Below are 23,484 nucleotides of genomic sequence, written 5' to 3' on the forward strand. Positions count from 1 at the left end.
TCTGAACTGGAAGGCAGCGCCTCCGCCTTGCGTTCCTTTTAAGCTCCTTTCAAACTATCTCAATATAAATTAGCTGCTTTTTTGAATTTTATTTTATCCCCACTGAATCCGCGCTGACAAAAAAACATTGCAGCAGCTCTTGCTTCAGCTGCTGAATCTCCTTGTTTGCGCGCTGCCAGGGATGGATCAGAAGATTAATCTGACAGGTCGTATTCTGATCCAGCACGGGAATCACCTTGTAGGCGCCCACGGACTCCATCGGATAACACAAATTATTGGAAATCCCGATCGCTTTCCTGTCTTGATAGCCTAACAGCGTCGCGGTTAAATTTACGGTATTCAGTATAATTCTTGGCTTAAACCCGCGGCTTTGACAGGCTTGCATCAAAATATCGTAATTTCGGAAATAACGGTTCACCGTAATGATCTCCTGATCCGCTAAATCCTGGATCCGCAGGCTTTTTCTTTCCCAGAGGCTGTTTTCAGGATGGACTAAAGCTGCCAACGTTCCCTGAAGCAGCACTGTGCAATCAAAACGCACGTCATTCACGGGTCCGAACGTGATCGCGATATCCAGTTCCCCGCTTTCAATCTTTTCCTCACAATAAGAATCCCAGGCGTCGATCATGACGACGTTGTTATGTTTTCTCAAAAATAAATCAAGCTGACTGCGGAAATTGGCAAACGGCGTATCAACGCCCATCGCGACGCCGATATGAAAAAAATGATTCCGGCGCCGCTGGATCTGATGTAAGGAAAGCTGGAGCGTTTCCCATTCACTGACGATCAGCTTTGCGGCAGGATACAATTCCTCACCGTATTCCGTCAGCTTATATCCGCTGCCCGACTTTTCAAACAACGAACAATTCAACTCGGTTTCCAGACTTTTAAGCGACTTTGATAGTCCCTGATAGGAGATATACAGTTCGTTGGCTGCCTTGGACAGACTTTGCTGATCCGCAACCTTAATAAAATATTTCAGCTCATTGATATTCATGATTTCATTGTAACAAGAAAACGGCGCGAAAGCAAAGCGCCGTTTTCTGTTATTCTCCGCAGGCGGCCGCTGCCGCGTTGCGGGCCATGTGAATCGAATTGCCAATCGCTAAGCCGCAGCTTGGATATACGTTGGCGAACACGCCGGTCAGCGCGACTTCTCCCGCCGCGTACAGACCGGAAATTACCTGATTCTCCTGATTCAGGACATGTCCGGTTTCATCGATGACCAACCCTCCGAAGGTCGCCGCCGCAACCGGATAGCGGGCAAACGCATAATAGGTATCGCCTTCGACTGGAATCAGATAGTCGGAAGGCTTGCCAAAATCATCGTCCGTTCCTTTTTCGCATAACTCGTTGTAACGTGCAACGGTCGCTTTCAGCGTTTCCGGATCAGCTTTGATCAATGCCGCCAGCTCATCAAGGCTGGATGCTTTGACCGCGTTTTCCAGCGTAACGCCATACTGGACAGTAGGATAGCTTTCCGCGCAGACGCCGTCCCGCGTCGCTGTGATATAGTAATTCACCGCGTTATTTTCACGTTTAAAGGCTTCTGCGGAAACAGATTGATAACTGTGTTCGTTTGCCAGCCGGTTTCCCTTCATGTCGACCACCAGTCCGGAGGCGGTACTGCCGGTTTCGCCGGTATTGAAGTCGACATACTGCAGCTGCATGCCGTCGGACTCAAAGATCTGTGCGCCGACCTTGCCGGCCATCGTCAGACCGTCACCGGTGCTGCTGGCGGCAGAGTTAAAAATTGGATTAAACGCCGCGAACCGCGCTGTCATCTCAGGGTTTGAGCCATACCCGCCGGTTGTCAGAATCACCGCTTTGGCCTTCACCGTCACGGTTTCACCCGCCTGATTGACCGCCTGAACGCCGATGACTTCTCCCTGATCATTCGTCAGAAGCGTTTCTGCGCGAGTCTCCAGCAGTAAAGTTCCGCCCTTTTCCAGCATTGACTTTGTCAGCGGCACGGTAATCCCGCCGCCAATCCCGGAAGCAATTTCATTCTTCGGGCTTGTCAAATGCAGGCGGTTCGGCGTCAGCGTCGGCTGAGCGGTGGTCACATAGGTAACGGCAACGCCGTTATCGGCCAGATAATCCAAGTCCTTGCCGATACCGTAGGCATAGTCATGAATCATCTTTTCATTCAACAGATGATCCTCATCATAGCTCATTAAAAACTGATAAAGTTCCTCAGCGCTGTCTTCCACACCGTTTGCCTTCTGCGCCGCTGTCTCGGCAGCGAAGATATTGCCGCCGCTTTGGACGGTGGATCCCCCGGTGATTCCCATTTTTTCAACCAAAAGCACCGATTTTCCTTCATCCAGCGCCGTATTGGCTGCCGTAAGCCCCGCGGCTCCCCCGCCGACGACCGCAATATCTACGGTATATTCGCTTTCCGTCGGATTCGCAACCGGTGCCGGTTCGCTGAACGTCGTTTCCTCGGCTCCGGCCTGAGTGAGACAGTCCCGGACGCCGGCCTTAATCGCGGAAGACGTCACAGTCGCCGCCGAGACGTTATCAACGCTGACTGTCTGATGTTTTACGATCCGCTCCGGCAAGACTTCAACCGGCGTCATCACGGATCCATAGCCAATGCCAAACGTTTCTGTGTGCTCGATCACCCTGACTTCCTTGATCGACGTTTCATCAACGGTCGTTTCAATTGTCATTTCACCATTGTGACCTGTGACAACTGCGGAATAGGTTCCAGCATTTAAATGAACTGCCGTTTCCGTTTGTCCGTTTTTCTTGCTTACCGCCTGGCGCACGGCCGACTGGATCGCCTTGGATGTCATCGTCGCGCCGGCGACAACGTCCACGTCCGCGCTGTTGGCCGCGACAATTTTCTCCGGCAGTTCTTCGGCTGCCCGGGATCCGACGCCTTCGGTTTCATCCGGCGCCTTAACTTCAACCGCGGTAATCTTGTCGGCTTTGAACGTAACCTTGGCAGTCACGGTTCCGCCGTACCCCTGCGCTGAGCCTTCGAAGGTTTCTTCCTTGGCTGACGAACACGCTGTGAGCGACACGGCCATCAATAAAGACAGAATACTAATGATCAATTTTTTCATTTTCCTTCCCTCCGTCTTCATGATAACATTTTCACATGATGTTATCCATCAACGAAAAGTTCAATTTCTTAAACTATCTGATGAACCGGCGATCCTCCGGCGCTGCTCTCCCTTATTCCTCCCGAATTTTTCTGACCTCCCTTCAAACCTGCCTAATCGTCTTCACCGCCAATTATCAAAAAAAAAGCGGCCGTTTTGACCGCTTCCTCGCTTCTGTCTTGTTATTCGGTGATGCCGTCCGGATTCTGCTGCTGGAAATACCAGGAATCCTGACACATTTCATCAATGCCATACTGGGCGCTCCAGCCCAGCAGTTTCTTCGCCTTGGTCGTATCAGCGTAGCAGGTTGCGATATCGCCCGGCCGGCGCGGCATGATCTTGAACGGGATTTCTTTGCCGCTCGCTTTGGCGAAGGCGTCCTTGACCTGCAGCACGGAATAGCCGTGGCCGGTTCCCAAGTTGACCGCTTCCACACCCTTGTTCTTCAGCACATATTCCACGGCTTTGATGTGGCCCAGCGCCAGATCGACGACATGGATGTAATCGCGCACGCCGGTTCCGTCGACCGTATTGTAATCATTGCCCCAGACCCGCAGGAATTCACGCTTGCCAGTCGCGACCTGAGCGATGTACGGCACTAAATTGTTCGGAATGCCGTTTGGCGTTTCTCCCAGCAGTCCGCTCTTATGCGCGCCGATCGGATTGAAGTAGCGCAGCAGCATGATGCTCCAATCCGTATCGGAAACAAACACATCGCTTAAGATCCGTTCGATCATCAGCTTCGTCGATCCGTACGGATTGGTCGTCGACAACGGGAAATCCTCTGTAATCGGCACTTTGTGCGGATCGCCGTAGACCGTGGCGCTGGACGAGAATACGATCTTCTTGCAGTTATGCGCCTTCATGACCTCGCACAGAATCAGCGTGCCGGTCAGGTTGTTATGATAATACGTCAGCGGAATCGTCACCGATTCCCCAACCGCTTTTAAACCGGCGAAATGGATGACCGCTTCGATCTCATTTTCTTCAAACACCTTTTCGACCGCGGCTTTGTCCAACAGATCGTTTTCATAAAAGCGCGGACGCTTGCCTGTGATTTTCTCGATCCGGTCGATCACGCCTTTGCAGGAATTGACCAGGTTGTCGATGATGACAACGTCGTAGCCGGCGTTGATCAGTTCCACCGTTGTGTGGCTGCCGATGAAGCCGGTGCCGCCTGTGACTAAAATACTCATGTTCGTTCCTCCTGTTTATTTCTATGCCTTCCTCGCCTTTGAGGAAATGAAGCTATCAGATAAACAACCGCATCAGATCCTGCCAGGTGACGTACACCATCAAAAGCAGCACCAGCGCGACGCCGACCGCCGTGATTCCGGCTTCCAGCTTTTGATTCAACGGCTTGCCGATAATCATCTCAACGATCACCAGCAGAATCCGTCCGCCGTCTAAGATCGGCAGCGGCAGCAGGTTGAAGACGCCGACGTTCAGCGACAACAGCGCGATCAGCAGAATGTAGTTCTGTAATCCCAGACTGGCCTGCTGCTCAGTCACCTGATAAATTCCGACTGGACCGGACAGGTCTTCAAAGCCGATCCCCTTGACTAAGCGGGTCAGAGCGGTGACCAATTCTTTCACGGTCTGCCCCATATACTGAGCGCCGTAATAACCGCTGTTGAGCAGTGTGGTCTTAACCTGCGTCGCCGGCGGAATCTTGATTCCGACCAGCCACGATTGTTCTTGTTCGTTATACACCGGCGTCACCGTTTTCTCAAGCGTTTCATCGCCGCGCTTCAGCGTATAGGTCACCGGATCGGTATTGTCCATCGAATACGTCAGGATTTCATAAAAGTTGGACGGCTTGACGACGGTCCCGTCGGCGAACACGACCTTGGTGATCACGTCGCCCTCCGCAAAGCCTGCGGCTTCTGCCGGCGATCCTTCGACCACGCCGCCGACCACCGCTTTGGGCGCGATGTTGTAGCTGCCGTTAATCAGGATGATTGAAGCGAAGATCAGCCAGGCCAGCACGAAGTTCATGATCACGCCCGCAAGCATGATGATAATCTGCTTCCAATGCGACACGCCCTTGATCGTCCGCTCATGCGGCACGCCTTCGAACTCGCTGCCTTCCTCGCCCGCCATCGCGACGTAACCGCCGATCGGCAGCGCGCGCAGCGTGAAAGTCGTTTCCTTGCCCTTCCAGGCCCACAGCTTCGGTCCCATACCGATTGAAAACTCTCCGCAATAAACATGGAAACACTTCGCGGCGATCAGATGGCCGCATTCATGCACGATGATAATGACGGAAAGCAGGATGATAAAATACAAAATTGCCATTGCTTAGGCTCCTTTCAGATGTGATTTCACAAATTCACGGGCCTGGCGGTCCGCCTCAAAAATCGCATCCAGGGATGGTGTTTCCGTGAAAGCGAGTGTACGGCAGGCGTCGATCACCAGCTCCTCAATGTCTAAAAATGAAATTTTCCCCTCACGGAATGCAGCGTTGGCTTCCTCATTAGCGGCATTCATTACCGCCGGCATCGTTCCTTGTTTCCTTCCTGCTTCATACGCTAACCCCAAAAGCGGATAGCGGGCAAAATCGGCAGGGGCAAAATGCAGTGTTCCGACCGTGGCCAGATCCAGCGGCTGACTGTTGAACAGCTCCAGCCGTTCAGGGTAGCTCAGGGCATACTGAATCGGCAGCCGCATGTCGGCCGTGCCCAGCTGGGCAATCACGGCGTGATCCTGGTATTCGACCAGCGAATGGATCACACTTTCTTTATGAATCAGCACGTCGATGTGATCAAAATCGACGTCGAACAGCCAGTGCGCTTCAATGACCTCAAACCCCTTGTTCATCATCGTCGCGCTGTCGATCGTAATTTTAGCACCCATCGACCAGTTCGGATGCGCCAGCGCCTGAGCGACCGTCACACCCCGCAGTTCTTCGCGCGTCTTATCGCGGAAGCTGCCGCCAGAGGCCGTGATGATCAGCCGGCTCAGCTGTTCTCTGCGGCTGCCCTGCAGGCATTGGAAAATCGCAGAATGCTCGCTGTCGATCGGCAGCAGCGTCACGTGATGCTGGCGGCAGGCGGCGTTGACAAAGACTCCGGCAACAACCAGCGTTTCCTTATTCGCCAACGCGATATCGTGCCCGGCTTCAATCGCCTGCAGCGTCGGCTTCAGGCCGACAAAACCGACCAGCGCGTTGACCAGCACGTCATAATCGTCGCGTTCGCTTAAGCGCAGCAGTCCGGTTTCCCCCCAGACCCATTCCAGATTGGGATATTCCTGCGCCAGGCGCTGACAATCCGCTTCCTCCTGCACGCAGACCGCCTTTAACTGCGGCAGCTGCGCGATCAGTTTTTTCAGCTGCGGGATGTTGCGGCCCGCGCTGATCGACGTGATTTGAAAGGCTTCGGGATGCGCCGTGCAGACATCAACCGTCTGCACGCCGATCGAGCCGGTCACACCCAATACACAACAACGTTTCATATTACACCACCATCGCTAAAATCAGCGTAAAATACAATAAGTTAAACAGTAAGCTGTCGATCCGGTCCAAAATTCCCCCATGTCCGGGAAGGAACGAACCGAAGTCCTTGATTCCGACATGCCGTTTGATCAGGCTGAACGCCAGATCGCCCAGCTGTCCGACAACCGCCATCGTCGCCGCTCCAAACAGGGCCAAGCCCAACGGCAGCTCCGGCAGCATCGCCCAGGCGAAGATAAACGCTCCCGCCGTCCCGCACAGCCAGCCGCCGATCGCGCCTTCAACCGTCTTCTTTGGGGAAATCCGTTCGATCAGCTTATGCTTGCCGAAGAAATAACCGCAGAAGTAAGCGCCGGTATCGGTCAGATAGGTCGCCAGGATCACATACATCATCAGCCACGAATTCCGGTCGTAAATCGAAATGATCGAGCGCACAGCCATGACGAACACCGTCAGCATCGCGAAAACCAGCGTGATATCGTTCAGATTCAGCTGCGGATCCGCAATGGCCGCCGCAAACAGCAGCACCAGCGTCAGCGCCAGACCGGCACCCAGCCATTCCGGACTGACTAACGCCAAACCGATCATGACCGCGATCATCGCGATCATCAATCCATTTTTCCGAGGTGTCTTCAGACAATGCGTGATTTCATACGCCCCCGTGACCAGACAGAACAGCATCAACAGATCGATCAGCGCCCCGCCCAGAATTAACGGCGGCAAAACGACCGCGATGATCAGCGCCGCCGTCAGGATGCGCTGTTTCACTTGACGCCTCCAAACCGCCGGTCACGCTGCCTGAACTGATCCAGACATTGCTTGAGCAGCTCGGGCGTGAAATCCGGCCAGGCTTCGTCGACAAAGATCATTTCGGCATACGCAATTTCCCAAAGCAGGAAATTGGAAATCCGGTATTCTCCGCTGGTGCGGATCAACAGATCCAGCGGCGGAAACTGCGCGCCCATCAAATACTGGCCGAACTGTTCATCGCTGATCGTATCGCTGGCCTTGCCGTCGCGCACCTCGCGGGCATAGGCCTGGGCGGCTAACACAATTTCCCGCCGGCCGCCGTAATTCATCGCGAAGTTCAGGATCATGCCGGTATTGGCCTTCGTATCGTCGATCGCCGCCTGGAGCACCTTGGCGGTCTCCTTCGGGATCTGATCCATTTCACCGATCATCGTGATCCGGATGTTCTTTTCCATCAGTTCCTTAAGGAATCGTTTAAAGAAGACCGACGGCAGCTTCATCAGATAGCTGACTTCTTCCTCCGGGCGCTTCCAGTTCTCCGTCGAAAAAGCGAACACCGTCAGCACTTCCACTCCCAGATCGTTGGCGGCGATCGCAATGTTGCGCACGTTTTCCACGCCCTGGTAATGACCGGCCGTGCGGACCTTGCCCTGCTTCTTCGCCCAGCGTCCGTTGCCGTCCATAATAATCGCTACATGTCTAATTTTTTCTTCCATACCGTTGCTCCTTATCAAAGAAGCTCACTACAAGGTGAGCTTTGCCGTTACACTGTCATAATTTCTTTTTCTTTTTCAGCCGCGACGGAATCGACTTTCTTAATCATTTCATCCGTCAACTTCTGAATCTTTTCAAGACATTCTTTTTCCGCGTCTTCCGTCAGCGTGTCGTCTTTCTTCGCGATTTCATTCGCATCCCGGCGCAGGTTGCGGACCGCGATCTTCGCTTCTTCCGACAGCTTGGAAACTTTCTTGCATAATTCCTTACGGGTTTCTTCCGTCAGGGCCGGAACATTAATGCGGATGACGGAACCGTCGTTCTGCGGGTTTAATCCCAGATCCGACTTGTTGATCGCATGTTCGATCGCTTTTAACGAACTGGAGTCATAAGGCTTGACGACCAGCTGGCGGCCTTCTACCACGGTGATCGAGCTGATCTGATTGATCGGCGTCGGGCAGCCGTAGTAATCGGCTTCCACGCCCGCAAGCATGCCGGCGTTGGCGCGGCCGGTGCGGATGGTTTCCAGATGTTCGCTGAACGTGTCGATCGCTTTCTGCATTTTAGAACGGCTGTTATCCAGTATTTCTTTCATCATCGTATGATTCCTCCCTGTTTATTCTACGATAGTGCCGATGCTTTCGCCCATGACGGCGCGCTTGATGTTGCCTTCCTGATTCATATTGAAGACGATCAGGTCGATGTGGTTGTCCATGCACATGGAAGTCGCGGTCGTGTCCATGACCGCCAGTCCCTTCTGAATCAGATCCATGTACGTCAGGCGGTCATATTTAACCGCGTTGGGATCCAGCTTCGGATCCGCGGAATACACGCCGTCAACGCCATTTTTCGCCATCAGAATAACGTCCGCTTTGATCTCGGAAGCCCGCAGCGCTGCGGTCGTATCAGTCGAGAAGAACGGACTGCCGGTGCCGGCGCCAAAAATCACAACACGGCCCTTTTCCAGATGCCGGATCGCCCGGCGGGCAATAAACGGTTCGGCGACCTTGTTCATCTCAATCGCGGTCTGCACACGCGTCGGCACTTCGATCTGTTCCAGCGAACTCTGAATCGCCAGCGCGTTGATCACCGTTGCCAACATGCCCATGTAGTCGGCCTGAACACGCTCAATTCCCATTTTTTCCGCCATTTTGCCGCGGATGAAGTTGCCCCCGCCGACGACAATCGCAATTTCAACGCCCAGATCCTGAATTTCCTTGATCTGGCTGGCCAGCGATTTCAGAATTTCGGGATCGAAATTGGTTCCTTGTCCGGACAGAGCTTCTCCGCTGAGTTTGAGCAGGATGCGCTTGTACATAGTTATCTCTCCTTTTTCATCAGAAATAAATTCTGTGATTGCTTCTTTTTCAGTCGTTATTTTATCATATTCGCCTGTGTTTTCCTAGAGTCTGACGCCAAGTTCATCAAATTTAAAGAATCGCGCTCCCGCATAGAAGTGTATGTCGCAAAACAGTGCTTTACATCCTTTTTTCAAATCTCTATCCGCAATTTTTATTTTTCCTGCTTGTCTTTATTGTAGGCGATTTCCTGCGGTTTGAAAAGCAGAACGCAAAATTTGTTGACAATCTTCCGGATTTGTTCTGACTTTCGTTTTATACGCAAAACAAACGCCGCTTCTCCCAGCCGTAAAATAACCGAAAAGGCGGTCAGCGCCGCCTCTGGCTTAGTCTTCCCTCAGAGCCTGAATTCCGGAGAACATTGCGATGGCGGACTGAACCGTAAACGCAGCGTTCAGCTCACCGGCCGGAACATCGGCATGGTTCTGCGGACTCCGGCCATCTTCCGGTTTTCCGCCCAGCGGTCCTTCCTGATCCGCCGGTCGTCCAGTTTCCCGATCCGCTTCGTCAACCGGGGGTTCCCCTTGCGGGAATTCGCCTTGCGGCAGCTCACCTTGCGGACCTTTGCCCCCAGGGAATTCACCTCCCTGCGGCCGCATTCCCATGCCCCTGCCCAGGGTCGTTCCGGTATAGCCCAGCGCCGTCAGGTCCGTGGCCGAAGTGACAGGAGTGATCAGACCGCCAAGGTCTTCGCCTTCGATCGTTTCCGCATAGGCCAGCGTGTAATCCTGTTCGCTGAGCAGCGGACTGGAATAGACCAACACTGTGTAGTCGTTGGCGGCAGCGAAGCCGGCAACCCGTTGTCCCGAATTGTCAGAAAGTACAAGCTTCCCACCGACGTTCTGCATCTGAGCGAAGCTGAATACCATTACGTTCTGCGTGGACGCGGGATCCACTTCATCAAACATATTCCCGCTGGCCAGTACCGTGCCGCCATGAATCAGAATCCCGTTGTCAGAGTCCAGACCGCTGTCCATGCTCGCCGGATTCGCCGCGGCGATGACCGTGCCGCTATTGATGACAATCCAGCCGTTAGAATCAATGCCGTCGCCTTCCTGACCAGCGCCGGCATTGCACCGCACAGTTCCGCCGTTGATCGTGATCACGGACACACCGTCTTCATTGGCATTCAGGCTGTCGTCAGCGGAATGGATGATCCAACTGCCGCTGTTGATCGTCATGTGCATTGAAGTCTCAATGCCTTCGTTGCTCGCTTCGACGATCAGCGTGCCGGTACCTGCGGTTTCCCCGCTGAGATTCAGCGAGACCTTGGATTCGATCGCGGCGTCGTATTTATGCAGCTTTTTGGTTGTGCCTTCCTGATAGATTCTTGCAACGTAAGCGCCTGAAACAGTGTTCTCCGTTCCATCGGCAACAATCAGGTTAAAACCGGCCGCCTGGGTATCCACCGTGCTGAGCGCTTCCTCTTTTGCGCATTCATAGGCGTTATACACAATGATCGCCGGGGCGACGGTGCAGGTAATCTCTGCCTGATCAAGAATCAAATTGACCACAGCGCTGGGATTATCCTTGGCCTGCTCGCCTAAATCAATCGCAATCTGGCCGGCGCTGAGTTTTCCGCTGACGCGGTAGGTTCCTGGTTCGCGGATCGTGATCACGGTATGCGCCTGCGCTTCTTCCGCGCTGTGTTCATCTTCCGTCCCGCCTTCGCCGTAGTCCTCGCCCTGACCCGCCTGATAATAGACGATATCGTGTGAAAGCTGCACTGCACCGGTTTCGACGGCTGGCTGGCCGTTGACGAGAACCTGATCATCGCCGAGCTGGATGAGCGCCGCTTCTGTTTGAGATACCGTAGTCCCCGTCAAGGAAGCGGAGGGGGCAGCGCTGCAGCCGCTTAGGATCAAGCTGAAGCCCAGCAGCATCGCAAAATAATTTCTTTTCATGTTTCACCTCATTTTCAGTTAGGGATAGTATAGCCTACGAGCGCGAACGCTGCGTGAACATCAAGGAAAGTTTACCTGAATTTTACCCTACGATTTTTAATTGGATCAAGACTTGCGAAACACTAAAAAAGCGACTGATTGCTCAATCGCTTTCCAGACTCACTTATTTGCCGATCTGCTTGGCTACTTCTTCCGCGAAGTTTTCTTCGCGCTTTTCCAGACCTTCACCGACAGCGTAACGAACGAAGCTTTCGACTTCCGTGTTCGCAGCCTTCAGGATCTGAGAAACCTTCTGGTTCGGATCCTTAAAGAACGGCTGGTCAACCAGGCACATTTCCTGCAAGGACTTGCTCAGACGGCCTTCAACGATGCCCTGCAGCACTTTTTCCGGCTTGTTGGCCAGGGATTCATCGTTCTTCATGATTTCCATCTGAACGGTTCTTTCCTTTTCAACAACGTCTGCCGGCATGTGGTTGCGGGAAACATAGCTCGGGCTCATCGAAGCGACCTGCATCGCCATATCTTTGGCAACTTCCGCATTGTCGCTGTTCTTCATGACCACACAGGCGCTGATCTTGCCGCCCATGTGCATATACGTTCCAAAAATGTCGTTGTCTGCTTTTTCAACGATTTCAAAGCGGCGCAGCGTGATCTTTTCGCCGATCGTCGCCGTGGCGTCGATGAACTTGCTTTCCAGCGTTACTCCGTTGACGTCCAGCGCTAACGCTTCTTCCACCGTCTTCGGCGCAGCTTTCAGAATGACGTCGGCCGTCGTGTTGATCAAATCCAGGAACTGTTCGTTCTTGGCGACGAAATCGGTTTCCGAGTTGACTTCGATCAGGCACGCGCGGTTGCCGTCGGTGACGACGCGGGTCAGACCTTCAGCCGCGATCCGGCCAGCCTTCTTCGCCGCTTTGGCGATTCCCTTTTCGCGCAGCCATGTGATCGCCGCTTCCATGTCGCCGTCGCATTCGGTCAGGGCTTTTTTGCAGTCCATCATGCCCGCGCTGGTTCTGTCGCGCAGTTCTTTAACTAATGCAGCGGTAATTGCCATGATTATTCAGCCTCCTTCGCAGCCTCTGCCGGTTTCGCTTCTGCAGCCGGAGCCGCTTCCGCAGCCTTGGCGGCTTCTGCGTTTTCGCGTCTTGGTGTGAAACGCTTGTTATCGCCGTAGCGGTTGTTGCGCGGACGGCGTTCTTCGTTTCTCTGACGGCGGCGGCGTTCATTTTCTTCCGCCTGCTGTTCAACGTTAATGATGACTTCCTTCATCGTGATGTCTTCCGCTTCCTGGTCTTCCTGGTAAGCATAGCTTAACAGACCGCCCTTGGTTTCAACGATCGCATCCGCCAGTACGCCGATGATCAGCTTTACCGAACGAATCGCGTCATCGTTGGAAGGAATCGGGAAATCGACTTCTTCCGGATTGCAGTTGGTATCAACCATCGCAAAGACCGGAATGTTCAACTTCTTCGCTTCCGCAACCGCGTTGTGTTCTTCCTTCGGGTCAACAACGAAGATCGCATCCGGCAGCTTCTTCATTTCTTTGATGCCGCCTAAGAAGTTTTCCAGACGAGCCGCTTCCTTGCGGATCTGAGCAACTTCCTTCTTCGGATAGACGTTGATCGAACCGGAAGCTTCCATTTCTTCAATTTCCAGCAAACGCTTGATGCGCTTCTGAATCGTGCGGTAGTTCGTCAGGATGCCGCCCAGCCAACGCTGGTTGACATAGAAGGAACCGGAACGCAGTGCTTCGTCCAGAACGACGCTCTGAGCCTGCTTCTTTGTGCCGACAAACAGAACCTTGCCGCCCTTTTCCGCAATCGCCTTCATCGCTTCATACGCTTCGTCCAGCTTCTGCTGAGTCTTCGCCAAGTCGATGATGTAGACGCCGTTTTTCGCCGTGTAGATATACGGTTTCATCTTCGGGTCCCAACGACGGGTCTGGTGTCCGAAATGAACGCCGCTTTCGAGCATTTTACGCATAGATACAACTGACATTTTTAATTTCCTCACTTTCCGTTATATCCTCCATCACTTCCAACACTGCAACTTGATCGCTCAAGCACGGAGCAGTGAATCCATGATGTGTGTAGTGCACCCTTTATTCGCGGATGCCATGTATTAATATACCATAAGGCACTCCTGGATGCAATCCAAAAGTGCCTTGTTTAAGCCTGATTTTAACTAATTTTAACAGTTTTCCGATTTTTTCAGAACGGATTCCGAATGCGGATGCGCCGCGTCCACCGATTGCCTGAGCCGGTCGACGGTTACATGCGTGTAAATCTGCGTCGTTGACAGCGAGCTGTGCCCCAGCAGTTCCTGGACTGTGCGCAGGTCGACGCCGTTGTCCAGCAGATGCGTCGCAAACGAATGACGCAGCATGTGGGGATGCAGCGGCTGGTTCAGTCCCGCATCCTGCCCGGCCTGGGCCAGGATCAGCTGCACCGCCCGCGGCGTGATCGGCGCCCCGCGTTGCGATACAAACACAAAGCCGTGCTCCTCTTTGAGATACAGCGCCCGGGAATCCCGCAGATACCGTGTCAATAACGTTCTCAACCGTTTATAGAACGGCACGATCCGCTGCTTGTCGCCCTTGCCGGTCACCGTCAGGATCCGCTCGTTGAGATCCAGCTCGGTCAAAGTCAGCGAACACACCTCGCTGACGCGCAGCCCGCAGGCATACATCGTTTCCAGAATCGCGCGGTTGCGCAGCGCCGCCGGATCGTCCAGATCGAACGAATCGAACAGCGTCATCATCTGATCAAACGTCAGAAACTCCGGGATCGTGCGGTTAAGCTTAGGCGCGCGCAGCCCCCGCGTCGGGTTGACCTTGACGCCTTTGTACCGGATTAAATAGTGATAAAAGGACCGCAGCGTCGACAACATCCGCGAAAACGAGCTGTCGCTGATCTTGCCGCGGGTAATTTTGCCGCTGCGCAGAAGCGTGACATAATCAAACATCACCGCTTTGTCAACCTGACCGAAATCCGTAATCTTTTTTTCAGCCAGATAGACCGCGAAGCGTTCCAGATCACGGCCGTAGCTGTCGGCGGTCGCCGGGGAACCGCTGCGGCGGGCCACGATGAATTCAACGAATTCCTCAGCCACGCTCATCAGCTGTTTTTTCGCGGCTTCTTCCGGCGTTACTTCGTATTCCATGACAGCGACTGCTGAAACTGCGCCAGCTCGTTTAACGCCTGGATGCCATACGCTTCCTTGCGTTCGCTCTTTTTCACTTTCTGCACTAACGGCAGGATGCCGAAGTTCGCGTTCATCGGCTGGAAATGCTTCGGGTCGGCATGCGTGATGTAATGCGCCATCGCGCCGATCATGCATGTCTGCGGAAACGGCTCCGGCGTCAACCCCAGCACAAGCCGGGCGCATTGAAGGCCGGCGTTTAAGCCGCTGGCCGCCGATTCGATATACCCTTCCACTCCGGTCATCTGCCCTGCGAAAAACAGATCTTCACGCTTGACGGTCTGGTAGGTCGGCCGCAGGCAAAGCGGCGAATTGATATAGCTGTTGCGGTGCATGACGCCGTAGCGCAGGATCTCGCAGTTTTCCAGGCCCGGAATCATCCGCAGAATGCGGCGCTGTTCCGGCCATTTTAAATGCGTCTGGAAGCCGACGACGTTATACATACTCGCGGCGGCGTTGTCCTGGCGCAGCTGCACGACGGCGTAAGGCCGGCTGCCGTCGGGACGTTCCAGACCGACCGGCTTCATCGGGCCGAACAACAAGGTCTTTTCCCCGCGCCGCGCCATTTCCTCAAACGGCATGCAGCCTTCAAAATAAATCTCTTTTTCATGTTCGTGGACAGGCGCGCTTTCCGCGTGGATCAAGGCGTCGTAAAACGCCTCAAACTGAGCTTTGTCCATCGGACAGTTAATGTAATCCGCCTCGCCCTTATCGTAGCGGGACTTGTAATAGGCTTGGGTAAAGTCGATGCTGTCCTTGTCGATGATTGGCGCGGCCGCATCGTAAAAGTAAAAGGATTCCTGATTGAAAAGCGCCTGAATCTGCCGGCTCAGCGCGTCGCTGGTCAGCGGGCCGCTGGCGATGATACACGGGCCTTCCGGAATTTCCGTCACCTCGCGATGAACGACTTCAATTAACGGATGGCCGCTGACTTTTTCCGTCACCGCTTCTGAAAACGCTTCGCGGTCGACCGCCAGCGCGCTGCCGGCCGGCACTTTGTATTGATCGGCAACGCTCATGATGACGGAATCCAGCCGCCGCATCTCCGCTTTCAGCACCCCGACGGCGTTGGTCAGAGCGTCGGAGCGCAGCGAGTTGGAACAGACCAGCTCGGCAAACTTGCCGGTCTTGTGCGCCGGCGTCATTTTTTCCGGCCGCATTTCAATCAACGTCACCGCGATGCCCCGCTGCGCCAGCTGCCAGGCCGCCTCGCAGCCCGCCAGCCCCGCGCCGACGACCGTTACCCTACTCGTCATCCTTTTTCTTCCCTTTCCGGCGGAAGGTTGGTTTCTTCTCGCCTTCGATATTTTCAATATGCCGGCACTTCGGGAAATTGGAACAGCCCAGGAAATAGTTGCCGTAGCGGCTTTTGCGCTTGAGCAGCTCACCGCCGCATTCCGGACAGATCTTGCCGGTCGGCTCCGGTTTTTCTTTTTCCGGCGCTTCAATTTTGCGCGTGTATTTACATTGCGGATAGTTCAGGCAGCTGATGAACTTGCCGAAGCGGCCCTGACGGATGACTAACTCGCCGCCGCAATCCGGACAGAGCTCGCCGATTTTTTCCGGCTCCATCTTTTCCATATTCTGATAGGCGTTGTCAACCAACGGTTCAAATTTATCGTAGAACTCCTTCAGCGACTGTACGTGATCACGCCCGCCCTCGGCGATTTCATCCAGCTCGGTTTCCATGTTCGCCGTATAGCGGACGTTGATGATCTCGTTGAAGAATTCTTCCAGCTTCTGCGAGGTCAGCTCACCCTGTTCAGTCGGGAAAAAGACTTTCGTCTTGCTTGATTCGCTGGCTTTCTTCAATTCGACGTAACCGCGCTGCTGGATCGTGTCGATGATCATCGAATAGGTCGACGGACGACCGATGCCCTCCTCTTCCATCTCCTTGATCAGCCGGGCTTCGGAATACCGCAGCGGCGGTTCCGTAAAGTGCTGATTGCCCAGCAGTGAAACCGGCGTGCATTGCTGGCCTTCGCTGAGATCCGGAAGCAGCACGTCCTTGCTGGACTCATAGTCGGAAACCATTTTTAAATAACCATCGAACGCCAACTGCGTGCCGCTGGCATTGAAGTCGTAGCCGTTGATCGACAGGACAACGCTGACGGTGTTGGATTTACTCGGCGCCATTAACGAAGCCACGGCGCGGGCATAAATCAGTTTGTAGAGCTTGTACTGATCCGGCGTTAAGTATTTCTTCACCTTGTCCGGCTCGTTTTCCAGATTTGTCGGGCGGATCGCTTCATGCGCGTCCTGTGAATTTTCATCATTTTTAATTTTGTACTTGCCCCAGTATTCCTTACCGAAGCGACCGACGATAAAATCGTGCGCGGCTTCAATAAAGACGTTGCTTAACCGCGTGGAGTCGGTACGCATATAGGTGATCAGACCTTCGCTGTGATCTTCCAGTTCGACGCCTTCGTACAGCTTCTGCGCGACCTGCATCGTCTTCTTGGCGGAAAAGCTCAGCTTGGTGGACGCTTCCTGCTGCAGCGTCGAGGTGATTAACGGCGGCTTGGCTTCCTTTTTGCGGACCTGCTTCTTTAACGCGGTCACGGTCATCGGTCCCTGGCAGGCAGCCAGCGCCTCGTCAGCCTGTTCCTTATTTTTAATCTCCGCTTTCTTACCCTGAATCTTGGCTAACGCCGCGCTGAATTCCTTATCGTCCTCTTTGAACTTGGCGTCCAGCGTCCAGTATTCTTCCGGGACGAACGCTTTGATTTCTTTTTCCCGCTCGACGATCAGCTTTAAAGCGACCGACTGCACACGGCCGGCCGACTTGCTGCGAATTTTGGATTTGAGCAGCTTGGACAGCTTAAAGCCGATGATCCGGTCGAGAATCCGGCGGGTTTCCTGGGAATGGACGAGGTCCATATCGATTTTGCGCGGATGATCAAACGCCTGCAGCACCGCGTCCTTGGTGATTTCGTTGAACACGACGCGGTTGTCCTGGTCAACGTCCAGCTTCAATTCGCTGGCTAAATGCCAGGAAATCGCTTCCCCTTCGCGGTCGGGGTCGGTTGCCAGATAGACTTGATCGGCTTTCTTCGCCTTGGCTTTCAATTCTTTGACGGTCTCTTTTTTATCATCGCTGATGCTGTAGGTTGCTTTGAAATTGTCGTTGACGTCGACGCCCAGGCCATCCTTTCCTTTAATGGCCAGATCGCGGATATGTCCCTTGGAGGAAACTACTTCGTAATCCTTACCCAAGTATTTTTCGATTGTTTTTGATTTTGACGGCGACTCGACAATGACTAAATTTTTCATCGTCATCCTCCTTACTACTGAGTCCTTCTCAGTTCCAATAACCTATATTGCCATAACTTCAAGGAAATTACAAACAACTTTTCAAAATTTCATGGTTTTAACACGGTTTTTACAGGCTTGACGTCGTTCCTGCGGCGTTCGCGTCAGCTGGGAGGGCTCCATTAGAATTTCCGCGCCCTGACTGATCAGCAGGTTGCAGCCCTCGCCTTCCTTATTCATTGCGGGATAGGGCAAACACCAGACCTCCCGGTTCAGCTCGATCGCTTCGTTGACTGTCAGCATCGTGCCGCTGTGAAATCCCGCCTGCATAACGACGATCCGGTCGCTCAGCGCGGCGATCAGCCGGTTGCGCCACGGAAAGTGATGCTTCAGCGGCGGCGTCTGGGGCGGATATTCGCTTAGCAGCAGATTGGCTTTCGGCAGTTCCGTATATAAATCACGGTTATACGCCGGATAGGGCCGGTCCAGTCCGCAGCCGGTGATTCCGATCGTGCCCCTGCATAACCGCAAGGCTGCCCGGTGGGCTGCCCCGTCAATCCCCAGCGCCAGCCCGCTGACGATCACTTCGTCCTTTAACGCCTCACAGCAGCGTTCCGTCATCGTTAAGCCATAGCGGCAAGCCCGCCGGGAACCGACGATCCCCGTCGCCGGCAGATCGGCTAACGCCAGATTTCCCTGGTAAAACAGGATCCAGGGCGGAAAACGCAGCTGCCGCAGCAGCGCCGGATACTCCGCATCCGCCCAGGTCACATACGGAGCGGCAATCTCTGGGCAGGGTGGTTTCTCTCCCTGTTTCAGTCCTTCCGTGATCTTTTCCCATTCCCCATGATAACGCAGGGCCAACCCTAAAATTTGTTTCCGCATATCTTCACCGAATCCCTTCTATAAAAGATATACGCAGGATTTCCCAAAAGTCCTGTTTTTTTTACCAACAGCCCGTTTTTTTTACCGTTTAGCCCAATTCACGTTGAAATCGTGCAAGTTTGGTTTTAGAGATTCCGCAGTTCCGGTCCGGCGTTCCATGCCGATTTCCTGAGCGATCCTCAAAAGCAAAAAAATGATCCGGAACAGACCATTTTCTTTCTTTGTTTCATTTTCCTTACCCGCAGCTACCGTGAACGATCTGCGATCAATCCAAATCCAGCGTCATCTGATTCATCCGGGCAACCGGACCGTAGCTTTTGCGGTAGAATGGCAGCACGCCGTATTTCTCCATCGCTTCCAGATGCGCTTTGGTCGGATATCCCTTGTGCCTGGCAAAGCCGTACTCAGGATATAAGCGGTCGTAACCCAGCATGATATGATCCCGCACAACCTTCGCCAGAATACTGCCGGCCGCGATCGACAGGCTCTTTTGATCGCCTTTGATGATCGACAGCGTCGGCTTGGCGCAGTGAAGCAGGGGCATCGCGTCGGTCAATACGGCTTCCGCGTTAATTTCGCGGGCGATTTCTTCCATCGCTTTCTGCGTCGCCCGGTAAATATTGAGCGTGTCGATTTCTTCCGGGGTGACGATTTTTATCTTGTAGCAGCGGGCTTCCCGCAGGATCAGCGAAAACAGCTTCTCCCGTTTTTTCTCGCTCAGCGCTTTGGAATCGTAGATTTCAGAATTCGCATAGCCGATGTCGAACACGGCTCCTGCCACGACCAACGGCCCGGCAATCGGTCCCCGGCCTGCTTCGTCGATGCCGACGACATGCTTGCCCTGATCCCAGAAGCTGCGCTCATATTCCAATCCGGCCTGATGATTCATGCCGGACGCTCCCAGCTGATCGGTCCCAGCTTATCGTTGCGGATTTCGTTGATCACCATGTCGATCGTGCGCGTGAGATCCGCCTCGCCCTGCTTATTCAAATGCTTGCGGGCAACGGCGATCTGAGTCAAAAGCGCATAGGGATCCGCAGCGAGGTTCTGCAGCGCGTAGCGTTCTTTTAACCGCTGAGGCTCGTTGTCGCTGAGCCATTTCAGGGCATAGACCACGACCTCCTCCTTCGGCAGGATTTCATCGCGGATCGCGCCGGTCAGCGCAAGATGGAACCCGACGGTCGGATCTTCAAATTTCGGCCACAGCACACCCGGGGTATCGAGCAGCTCGACATCCTTGTTCAGCTTGACCCACTGCAGGGAACGGGTAACGCCCGGCCGGTCTGCCGTCTGGGCGATCTTCTTGCCTGCGAGCCGGTTGATCATCGTGGACTTGCCGACATTGGGCACGCCGACCACCATCGCGCGGATGGCGCGCGGCCGGATTCCCCGGCGGATCATCCGTTCGATTTTTTCCTTCATGACTTCCTTGCAGGCCTGCGTCAGCTTCGGCACAAACGAGTCATGAAGCAGATCGGCGGCGATGACCAGCGTCGTATCATCCTTCAGCTTCTCGATCCACTGCTGGGTGATTTCCGCTTCGCCTTTATCCTTTTTTGACAACACGATCAAACGGGGTTTCGTCTGGATGATTTCATCCAGCATCGGGTTTTTGGAAGACAGCGGAATCCGGCAGTCGCGCAGCTCGATCACCAGATCGACCAGCTTTAAATTTTCCTGCATTTCCCGCTTGGCTTTGGTCATGTGCCCGGGAAACCACTGGATGGTCATATCAATGCACTCCTATCTGTTGAAACGGGAACAGTACGACGACGTCCTTCGCCTTGATCTGTTCCTTCTTAAACGGGCCATACCAGCGGGAATCGCTGGAATACGGACGATTGTCGCCGAGCATGAAGTATTCGTCGTCTGCCAGCGTCACCGGTCCAAAGTCCTGAGTGAAGCTGCCGTTGGCGCTCTGGCTGCGCTTGTAGTCCTCGTCGAAGAAATCTTCTGCCACAGCTTCGCCGTTGACAAGCAGCTGATCCTGACGGTATTCGATTGTTTCCCCCGGCAGCCCGATCACGCGCTTGACAAGATATTCCTTCTTTTCCGGCACGTAGATGATCGCGATATCAAAACGCTTTAAGCCCTGCATCCGGTAAGTCAGAATATTGGAAAACCCGATCGCGTTGTTGTGCAGCGTCGGATACATGGAATCGCCGTCGACCCGCACCGGCCGGATTAAAAACCGCGTGCACAGGAACACGACGACGATGCTGATCAGCAGCATTTTCAGGAAATCCCATAACTCATGTCCCCAGTTGATCGGCGCTTGTTTCTTTTCTTCCATGACAATTCCTCCTTGCGCCGTTTCAGCGCAGTAAAAAGAAAAAGCCGGATAGCTCCGGCTTCGACTAGCGAATTTCTTTGATACGAGCCGCTTTGCCGGACAGACCGCGCAGATAGAACAGCTTGCTTCTTCTGACCTTGCCCCGGCGGACAACCGTGATCTTGTCGATGATCGGCGAATGCAGCGGGAATGTTCTTTCAACTCCGACGCCGCTGGACATTTTACGAACCGTGAAGGTTTCAGCGATGCCGCTGCCCTTCTTCGCGATGACCAGACCTTCAAACGCCTGAATACGGGACTTGTCGCCTTCTTTGATTTTGACGTCAACTCTGACTGTGCAGCCCGGACGGAATTCCGGAATGTCGGTACGGAGCTGATCTTTTGTGATTTCGTTGACTAAATTCAGATTCATACTTTTTCTCCTTTTCAAATCTCGATTTTATCCGATGCTCATTCATTCAACAGAATCAGCGGAACATGGACGCTATTAAGCTGTATTACTATAACATACGCGGACTGAAAACGCAATCCTTTTTATTCCAAATCCGGCTTAATTTCCGGACATTCCAACCCTTCGCCGGCTTCCTCCCGCGCTTCTTCCTCTTCCAGCACTTCATCCAGAAGCTTCCGTTCTTCCCTGGTGAAGTTCCGGTTTTCCAACAAGTCCGGACGCACCCGCAGCGTCAGCCGCAGCGACTCCTTCAGCCGGAACTTCCGGATGTTCTCATGATGGCCGGAAAGTAGAACCTCCGGCACGGTGTGGCCTTCGTAATCCACTGGCCGGGTATACTGCGGATATTCCAGCAGGCCGTTCTCAAACGATTCATCGAGATGACTTTCTTCCGTAATGACGCCCGGCACCAGGCGCGTCACCGCGTCGGTGATCACCATGGAAGCCAGTTCACCGCCGGTCAGCACATAGTCGCCGATACTGATTTCCTCGTCGACATACGCGCGGATCCGCGCGTCGAAGCCCTCGTAATGACCGCACAAAAGAATCAGGTGATCCTGTTTTACCAACTCGCGGGCCTTGGCCTGATTAAATTGCTGGCCGGTCGGTCCCATCAGCAGCACCCGGCTTTGGGGCGTCCGGACGCTTTTCAGACAATCGAGCACCGGCTGGCATTTCATGATCATCCCCTGACCGCCCCCGAAAGGATATTCGTCAACGCGGTTGTGCTTGTCGTCGGTAAATTCGCGGATATCGATCGCTTCAATTTCCGCCAGTCCCTTCAGGCGGGCTTTTTTGATGATCGACGTCGTCAGAAAGCCTTCGAACATTTCGGGAAACAGCGTCAGGATCGTTATTTTCATAGCATTCCCTCGATCAGATCGAGCGTGATCGTTTTGGCCTGCAGATCGACCTGCTTCACAAAAACGTCGATGTACGGAATTAACGCCTGCTTCCCGTCCGGTTTTTTCAATCGGATCAGATTTTGCGCCGCCGAGGCTTCCATCCGCACGACCGTCCCTAATTCGTTGCCCTGCGGATCAATGGCTTTCAAGCCTTTAAGCTGAAAGAAATAATACTCGCCTTCCGCTAACGGCGGCAGCGCTTCCTGGTCGACCGCCAGCTCGCAGCCTTTATATCGCTCGACCTGGTTAATGTTTGTCACGCCTTCCAGCAGCATAAGCAAAAGGCCTTTATGTTCCTTGACCGCGGCGATCGTGACTTCCTGATCGCCTTCCGGCAGGCAGACGGTCAGCGTCTGTCCCGGCGCAAACCGTTCTTCCACGAAATCCGTATCCGGTACCACCTTCAATTCTCCGCGGATACCGAAGGTGTTGACAATTTTGCCAATGATCATTTTCTTCATCGGGCTTTCCCCCTTTCTCTGCTTTGTTTCCATTGCACCCAATCGTTTTACAGCGCGAATGCCTTGCCTGCCGATGCAGGATTTAAGCTCACAGCGGCAGAAGATGTTGAGTTCTCTGCGCCCTCCGCTGCCGTCAACCTTGTTTTGTTGAAAAAAGGATGCAGGGCATCCTTCTTAATACGACTCAAATTTTACCGAAATCCGGCGGTTTTCGATCCGGGCCGGCACGTTCATCAGCTGCCGCAGCGCGGAAGCCATGCTTCCCTGGCGGCCGATCAAACGGGCGATATCCTCGCTCTTGGCATACACCACTAACAGGATCTCGTTTTCGTTAAGACTTGGCAGCGACTTCACTGAAACACTGTCCGGGTCTTCCACCATCGGCTTGACCAGGTTCAGTAAGACTTTCTCCAGATCGAGTTCTGCCATACTTTACTTCGCGTTTTTTTCTTCGTGCAAACGCTTCATCAGACCTTCGCCGGACAACAGATTGCGAACTGTGTCGGAAGGCTGTGCGCCGTTTCTCAGCCACTTCATTGCCAGATCCGCATCGATCTTAACGGTAGCCGGATTCGTTGTCGGGTTGTAGTATCCGATCGTTTCGATGGAACGTCCGTCTCTTGGGAAGCGGGAATCCGCAGCGACTATTCTGTAAAACGGAGCCTTTTTAGCACCCATTCTCTTTAAACGCAGTTTAACAGCCATTTTTCTATACCTCCTGAAAATTACTTACTCATCATATC

General features: G+C 53.7%; 24 protein-coding genes. All 24 read right to left on the reverse strand.

Annotated features, from left to right (window positions below; genetic code table 11):
- Positions 1-88: 88 nt before the first annotated feature.
- The 24 genes from DWY25_RS01250 to rpsP all read right to left on the reverse strand — a co-directional run bounded on the left by DWY25_RS01250 (position 89) and on the right by rpsP (position 23,446).
- Positions 89-997: a LysR family transcriptional regulator gene (locus DWY25_RS01250; protein WP_117892713.1), complete on the reverse strand. Its 909-nt coding sequence runs from the start codon at positions 995-997 to the stop codon at positions 89-91.
- 49 nt (positions 998-1,046) lie between these two features.
- The gene (locus tag DWY25_RS01255; RefSeq protein WP_181981643.1) at positions 1,047-3,074 is read right to left on the reverse strand and encodes an FAD-dependent oxidoreductase; all 2,028 of its coding nucleotides are present in this window, start codon (positions 3,072-3,074) and stop codon (positions 1,047-1,049) included.
- A 221-nt stretch (positions 3,075-3,295) separates the two neighbouring features.
- Positions 3,296-4,309 (reverse strand): UDP-glucose 4-epimerase GalE, encoded by a 1,014-nt coding sequence (gene galE, locus DWY25_RS01260; protein ID WP_117892719.1) that lies wholly within the window; start codon positions 4,307-4,309, stop codon positions 3,296-3,298.
- Positions 4,310-4,364: 55 nt separating this feature from the next.
- Positions 4,365-5,411 carry an RIP metalloprotease RseP gene (gene rseP, locus DWY25_RS01265; RefSeq protein WP_117892722.1) on the reverse strand — a complete coding sequence of 349 codons (1,047 nt, stop codon included), beginning with the start codon at positions 5,409-5,411 and terminating at the stop codon, positions 4,365-4,367.
- 3 nt (positions 5,412-5,414) lie between these two features.
- Positions 5,415-6,569, reverse strand: a complete 1,155-nt coding sequence (locus tag DWY25_RS01270; protein ID WP_117892726.1) for a 1-deoxy-D-xylulose-5-phosphate reductoisomerase — start codon at positions 6,567-6,569, stop codon at positions 5,415-5,417.
- Position 6,570: 1 nt separating this feature from the next.
- Positions 6,571-7,335 carry a phosphatidate cytidylyltransferase gene (locus DWY25_RS01275; protein ID WP_117892729.1) on the reverse strand — a complete coding sequence of 255 codons (765 nt, stop codon included), beginning with the start codon at positions 7,333-7,335 and terminating at the stop codon, positions 6,571-6,573.
- Positions 7,332-8,033, reverse strand: a complete 702-nt coding sequence (locus DWY25_RS01280) for an isoprenyl transferase (protein ID WP_117892732.1) — start codon at positions 8,031-8,033, stop codon at positions 7,332-7,334. The genes DWY25_RS01275 and DWY25_RS01280 overlap by 4 nt, the downstream gene beginning before the upstream one ends.
- 47 nt (positions 8,034-8,080) lie before the next feature.
- Positions 8,081-8,629, reverse strand: a complete 549-nt coding sequence (gene frr / locus DWY25_RS01285; protein ID WP_006060155.1) for a ribosome recycling factor — start codon at positions 8,627-8,629, stop codon at positions 8,081-8,083.
- A gap of 18 nt (positions 8,630-8,647) precedes the next feature.
- Positions 8,648-9,349: a UMP kinase gene (gene pyrH / locus DWY25_RS01290; RefSeq protein ID WP_006060154.1), complete on the reverse strand. Its 702-nt coding sequence runs from the start codon at positions 9,347-9,349 to the stop codon at positions 8,648-8,650.
- 366 nt (positions 9,350-9,715) lie between these two features.
- Entirely contained in the window at positions 9,716-11,293 is a 1,578-nt protein-coding gene (locus DWY25_RS01295; protein ID WP_117892738.1) for a carbohydrate-binding domain-containing protein, read from the reverse strand.
- A 163-nt stretch (positions 11,294-11,456) separates the two neighbouring features.
- Positions 11,457-12,347: a translation elongation factor Ts gene (gene tsf / locus DWY25_RS01300; protein WP_006060152.1), complete on the reverse strand. Its 891-nt coding sequence runs from the start codon at positions 12,345-12,347 to the stop codon at positions 11,457-11,459.
- Between the two features lie 2 nt (positions 12,348-12,349).
- Positions 12,350-13,291 carry a 30S ribosomal protein S2 gene (rpsB, locus tag DWY25_RS01305; RefSeq protein ID WP_039865011.1) on the reverse strand — a complete coding sequence of 314 codons (942 nt, stop codon included), beginning with the start codon at positions 13,289-13,291 and terminating at the stop codon, positions 12,350-12,352.
- A gap of 192 nt (positions 13,292-13,483) precedes the next feature.
- Positions 13,484-14,455 (reverse strand): site-specific tyrosine recombinase/integron integrase, encoded by a 972-nt coding sequence (gene xerA, locus DWY25_RS01310; RefSeq protein ID WP_117892741.1) that lies wholly within the window; start codon positions 14,453-14,455, stop codon positions 13,484-13,486.
- Entirely contained in the window at positions 14,440-15,750 is a 1,311-nt protein-coding gene (trmFO, locus tag DWY25_RS01315; protein ID WP_117892744.1) for a methylenetetrahydrofolate--tRNA-(uracil(54)-C(5))-methyltransferase (FADH(2)-oxidizing) TrmFO, read from the reverse strand. Before trmFO ends, xerA begins: the two co-directional genes overlap by 16 nt.
- Positions 15,740-17,767, reverse strand: a complete 2,028-nt coding sequence (gene topA, locus DWY25_RS01320; protein ID WP_039865010.1) for a type I DNA topoisomerase — start codon at positions 17,765-17,767, stop codon at positions 15,740-15,742. The genes trmFO and topA overlap by 11 nt, the downstream gene beginning before the upstream one ends.
- An 81-nt stretch (positions 17,768-17,848) precedes the next feature.
- Positions 17,849-18,631, reverse strand: a complete 783-nt coding sequence (gene dprA, locus DWY25_RS01325; protein WP_117892748.1) for a DNA-processing protein DprA — start codon at positions 18,629-18,631, stop codon at positions 17,849-17,851.
- 265 nt (positions 18,632-18,896) lie between these two features.
- On the reverse strand, positions 18,897-19,520 hold the full coding sequence (locus DWY25_RS01330) for a ribonuclease HII (protein WP_117892751.1): 624 nt from the start codon (positions 19,518-19,520) through the stop codon (positions 18,897-18,899).
- On the reverse strand, positions 19,517-20,362 hold the full coding sequence (ylqF, locus tag DWY25_RS01335; RefSeq protein ID WP_117892754.1) for a ribosome biogenesis GTPase YlqF: 846 nt from the start codon (positions 20,360-20,362) through the stop codon (positions 19,517-19,519). The genes DWY25_RS01330 and ylqF overlap by 4 nt, the downstream gene beginning before the upstream one ends.
- 1 nt (position 20,363) lies before the next feature.
- Positions 20,364-20,924, reverse strand: coding sequence for a signal peptidase I (lepB, locus tag DWY25_RS01340; RefSeq protein WP_117892756.1), 561 nt, complete (start codon positions 20,922-20,924; stop codon positions 20,364-20,366).
- Between the two features lie 64 nt (positions 20,925-20,988).
- On the reverse strand, positions 20,989-21,336 hold the full coding sequence (gene rplS / locus DWY25_RS01345) for a 50S ribosomal protein L19 (protein ID WP_006060887.1): 348 nt from the start codon (positions 21,334-21,336) through the stop codon (positions 20,989-20,991).
- Between the two features lie 122 nt (positions 21,337-21,458).
- Positions 21,459-22,238 (reverse strand): tRNA (guanosine(37)-N1)-methyltransferase TrmD, encoded by a 780-nt coding sequence (trmD, locus tag DWY25_RS01350; protein WP_117892758.1) that lies wholly within the window; start codon positions 22,236-22,238, stop codon positions 21,459-21,461.
- Positions 22,235-22,741 (reverse strand): ribosome maturation factor RimM, encoded by a 507-nt coding sequence (gene rimM / locus DWY25_RS01355; RefSeq protein WP_181981644.1) that lies wholly within the window; start codon positions 22,739-22,741, stop codon positions 22,235-22,237. The genes trmD and rimM overlap by 4 nt, the downstream gene beginning before the upstream one ends.
- Positions 22,742-22,915: 174 nt before the next feature.
- Complete coding sequence (locus DWY25_RS01360; protein WP_006060883.1) at positions 22,916-23,170, reverse strand: KH domain-containing protein; 255 nt, start codon at positions 23,168-23,170, stop codon at positions 22,916-22,918.
- Positions 23,171-23,173: 3 nt separating this feature from the next.
- Entirely contained in the window at positions 23,174-23,446 is a 273-nt protein-coding gene (rpsP, locus tag DWY25_RS01365) for a 30S ribosomal protein S16 (protein WP_006060882.1), read from the reverse strand.
- Between the last annotated feature and the right edge of the window lie 38 nt (positions 23,447-23,484).

It is taken from the genome of Holdemania filiformis (genome assembly GCF_003459085.1).
In the GTDB taxonomy this organism is placed as follows: domain Bacteria; phylum Bacillota_I; class Bacilli_A; order Erysipelotrichales; family Erysipelotrichaceae; genus Holdemania; species Holdemania filiformis.

Bases quoted from the DNA above. Each gene is read 5' to 3' on its own strand.
- DWY25_RS01250 (WP_117892713.1), bottom strand. From the start codon at position 997: ATGAATATCAATGAGCTGAAATATTTTATTAAGGTTGCGGATCAGCAA.
- DWY25_RS01255 (WP_181981643.1), bottom strand. From the start codon at position 3,074: ATGAAAAAATTGATCATTAGTATTCTGTCTTTATTGATGGCCGTGTCG.
- galE (WP_117892719.1), bottom strand. From the start codon at position 4,309: ATGAGTATTTTAGTCACAGGCGGCACCGGCTTCATCGGCAGCCACACA.
- rseP (WP_117892722.1), bottom strand. From the start codon at position 5,411: ATGGCAATTTTGTATTTTATCATCCTGCTTTCCGTCATTATCATCGTG.
- DWY25_RS01270 (WP_117892726.1), bottom strand. From the start codon at position 6,569: ATGAAACGTTGTTGTGTATTGGGTGTGACCGGCTCGATCGGCGTGCAG.
- DWY25_RS01280 (WP_117892732.1), bottom strand. From the start codon at position 8,033: ATGGAAGAAAAAATTAGACATGTAGCGATTATTATGGACGGCAACGGA.
- frr (WP_006060155.1), bottom strand. From the start codon at position 8,629: ATGATGAAAGAAATACTGGATAACAGCCGTTCTAAAATGCAGAAAGCG.
- pyrH (WP_006060154.1), bottom strand. From the start codon at position 9,349: ATGTACAAGCGCATCCTGCTCAAACTCAGCGGAGAAGCTCTGTCCGGA.
- DWY25_RS01295 (WP_117892738.1), bottom strand. From the start codon at position 11,293: ATGAAAAGAAATTATTTTGCGATGCTGCTGGGCTTCAGCTTGATCCTA.
- tsf (WP_006060152.1), bottom strand. From the start codon at position 12,347: ATGGCAATTACCGCTGCATTAGTTAAAGAACTGCGCGACAGAACCAGC.
- rpsB (WP_039865011.1), bottom strand. From the start codon at position 13,291: ATGTCAGTTGTATCTATGCGTAAAATGCTCGAAAGCGGCGTTCATTTC.
- xerA (WP_117892741.1), bottom strand. From the start codon at position 14,455: ATGGAATACGAAGTAACGCCGGAAGAAGCCGCGAAAAAACAGCTGATG.
- trmFO (WP_117892744.1), bottom strand. From the start codon at position 15,750: ATGACGAGTAGGGTAACGGTCGTCGGCGCGGGGCTGGCGGGCTGCGAG.
- topA (WP_039865010.1), bottom strand. From the start codon at position 17,767: ATGAAAAATTTAGTCATTGTCGAGTCGCCGTCAAAATCAAAAACAATC.
- dprA (WP_117892748.1), bottom strand. From the start codon at position 18,631: ATGCGGAAACAAATTTTAGGGTTGGCCCTGCGTTATCATGGGGAATGG.
- DWY25_RS01330 (WP_117892751.1), bottom strand. From the start codon at position 19,520: ATGAATCATCAGGCCGGATTGGAATATGAGCGCAGCTTCTGGGATCAG.
- ylqF (WP_117892754.1), bottom strand. From the start codon at position 20,362: ATGACCATCCAGTGGTTTCCCGGGCACATGACCAAAGCCAAGCGGGAA.
- lepB (WP_117892756.1), bottom strand. From the start codon at position 20,924: ATGGAAGAAAAGAAACAAGCGCCGATCAACTGGGGACATGAGTTATGG.
- rplS (WP_006060887.1), bottom strand. From the start codon at position 21,336: ATGAATCTGAATTTAGTCAACGAAATCACAAAAGATCAGCTCCGTACC.
- trmD (WP_117892758.1), bottom strand. From the start codon at position 22,238: ATGAAAATAACGATCCTGACGCTGTTTCCCGAAATGTTCGAAGGCTTT.
- rimM (WP_181981644.1), bottom strand. From the start codon at position 22,741: ATGAAGAAAATGATCATTGGCAAAATTGTCAACACCTTCGGTATCCGC.
- DWY25_RS01360 (WP_006060883.1), bottom strand. From the start codon at position 23,170: ATGGCAGAACTCGATCTGGAGAAAGTCTTACTGAACCTGGTCAAGCCG.
- rpsP (WP_006060882.1), bottom strand. From the start codon at position 23,446: ATGGCTGTTAAACTGCGTTTAAAGAGAATGGGTGCTAAAAAGGCTCCG.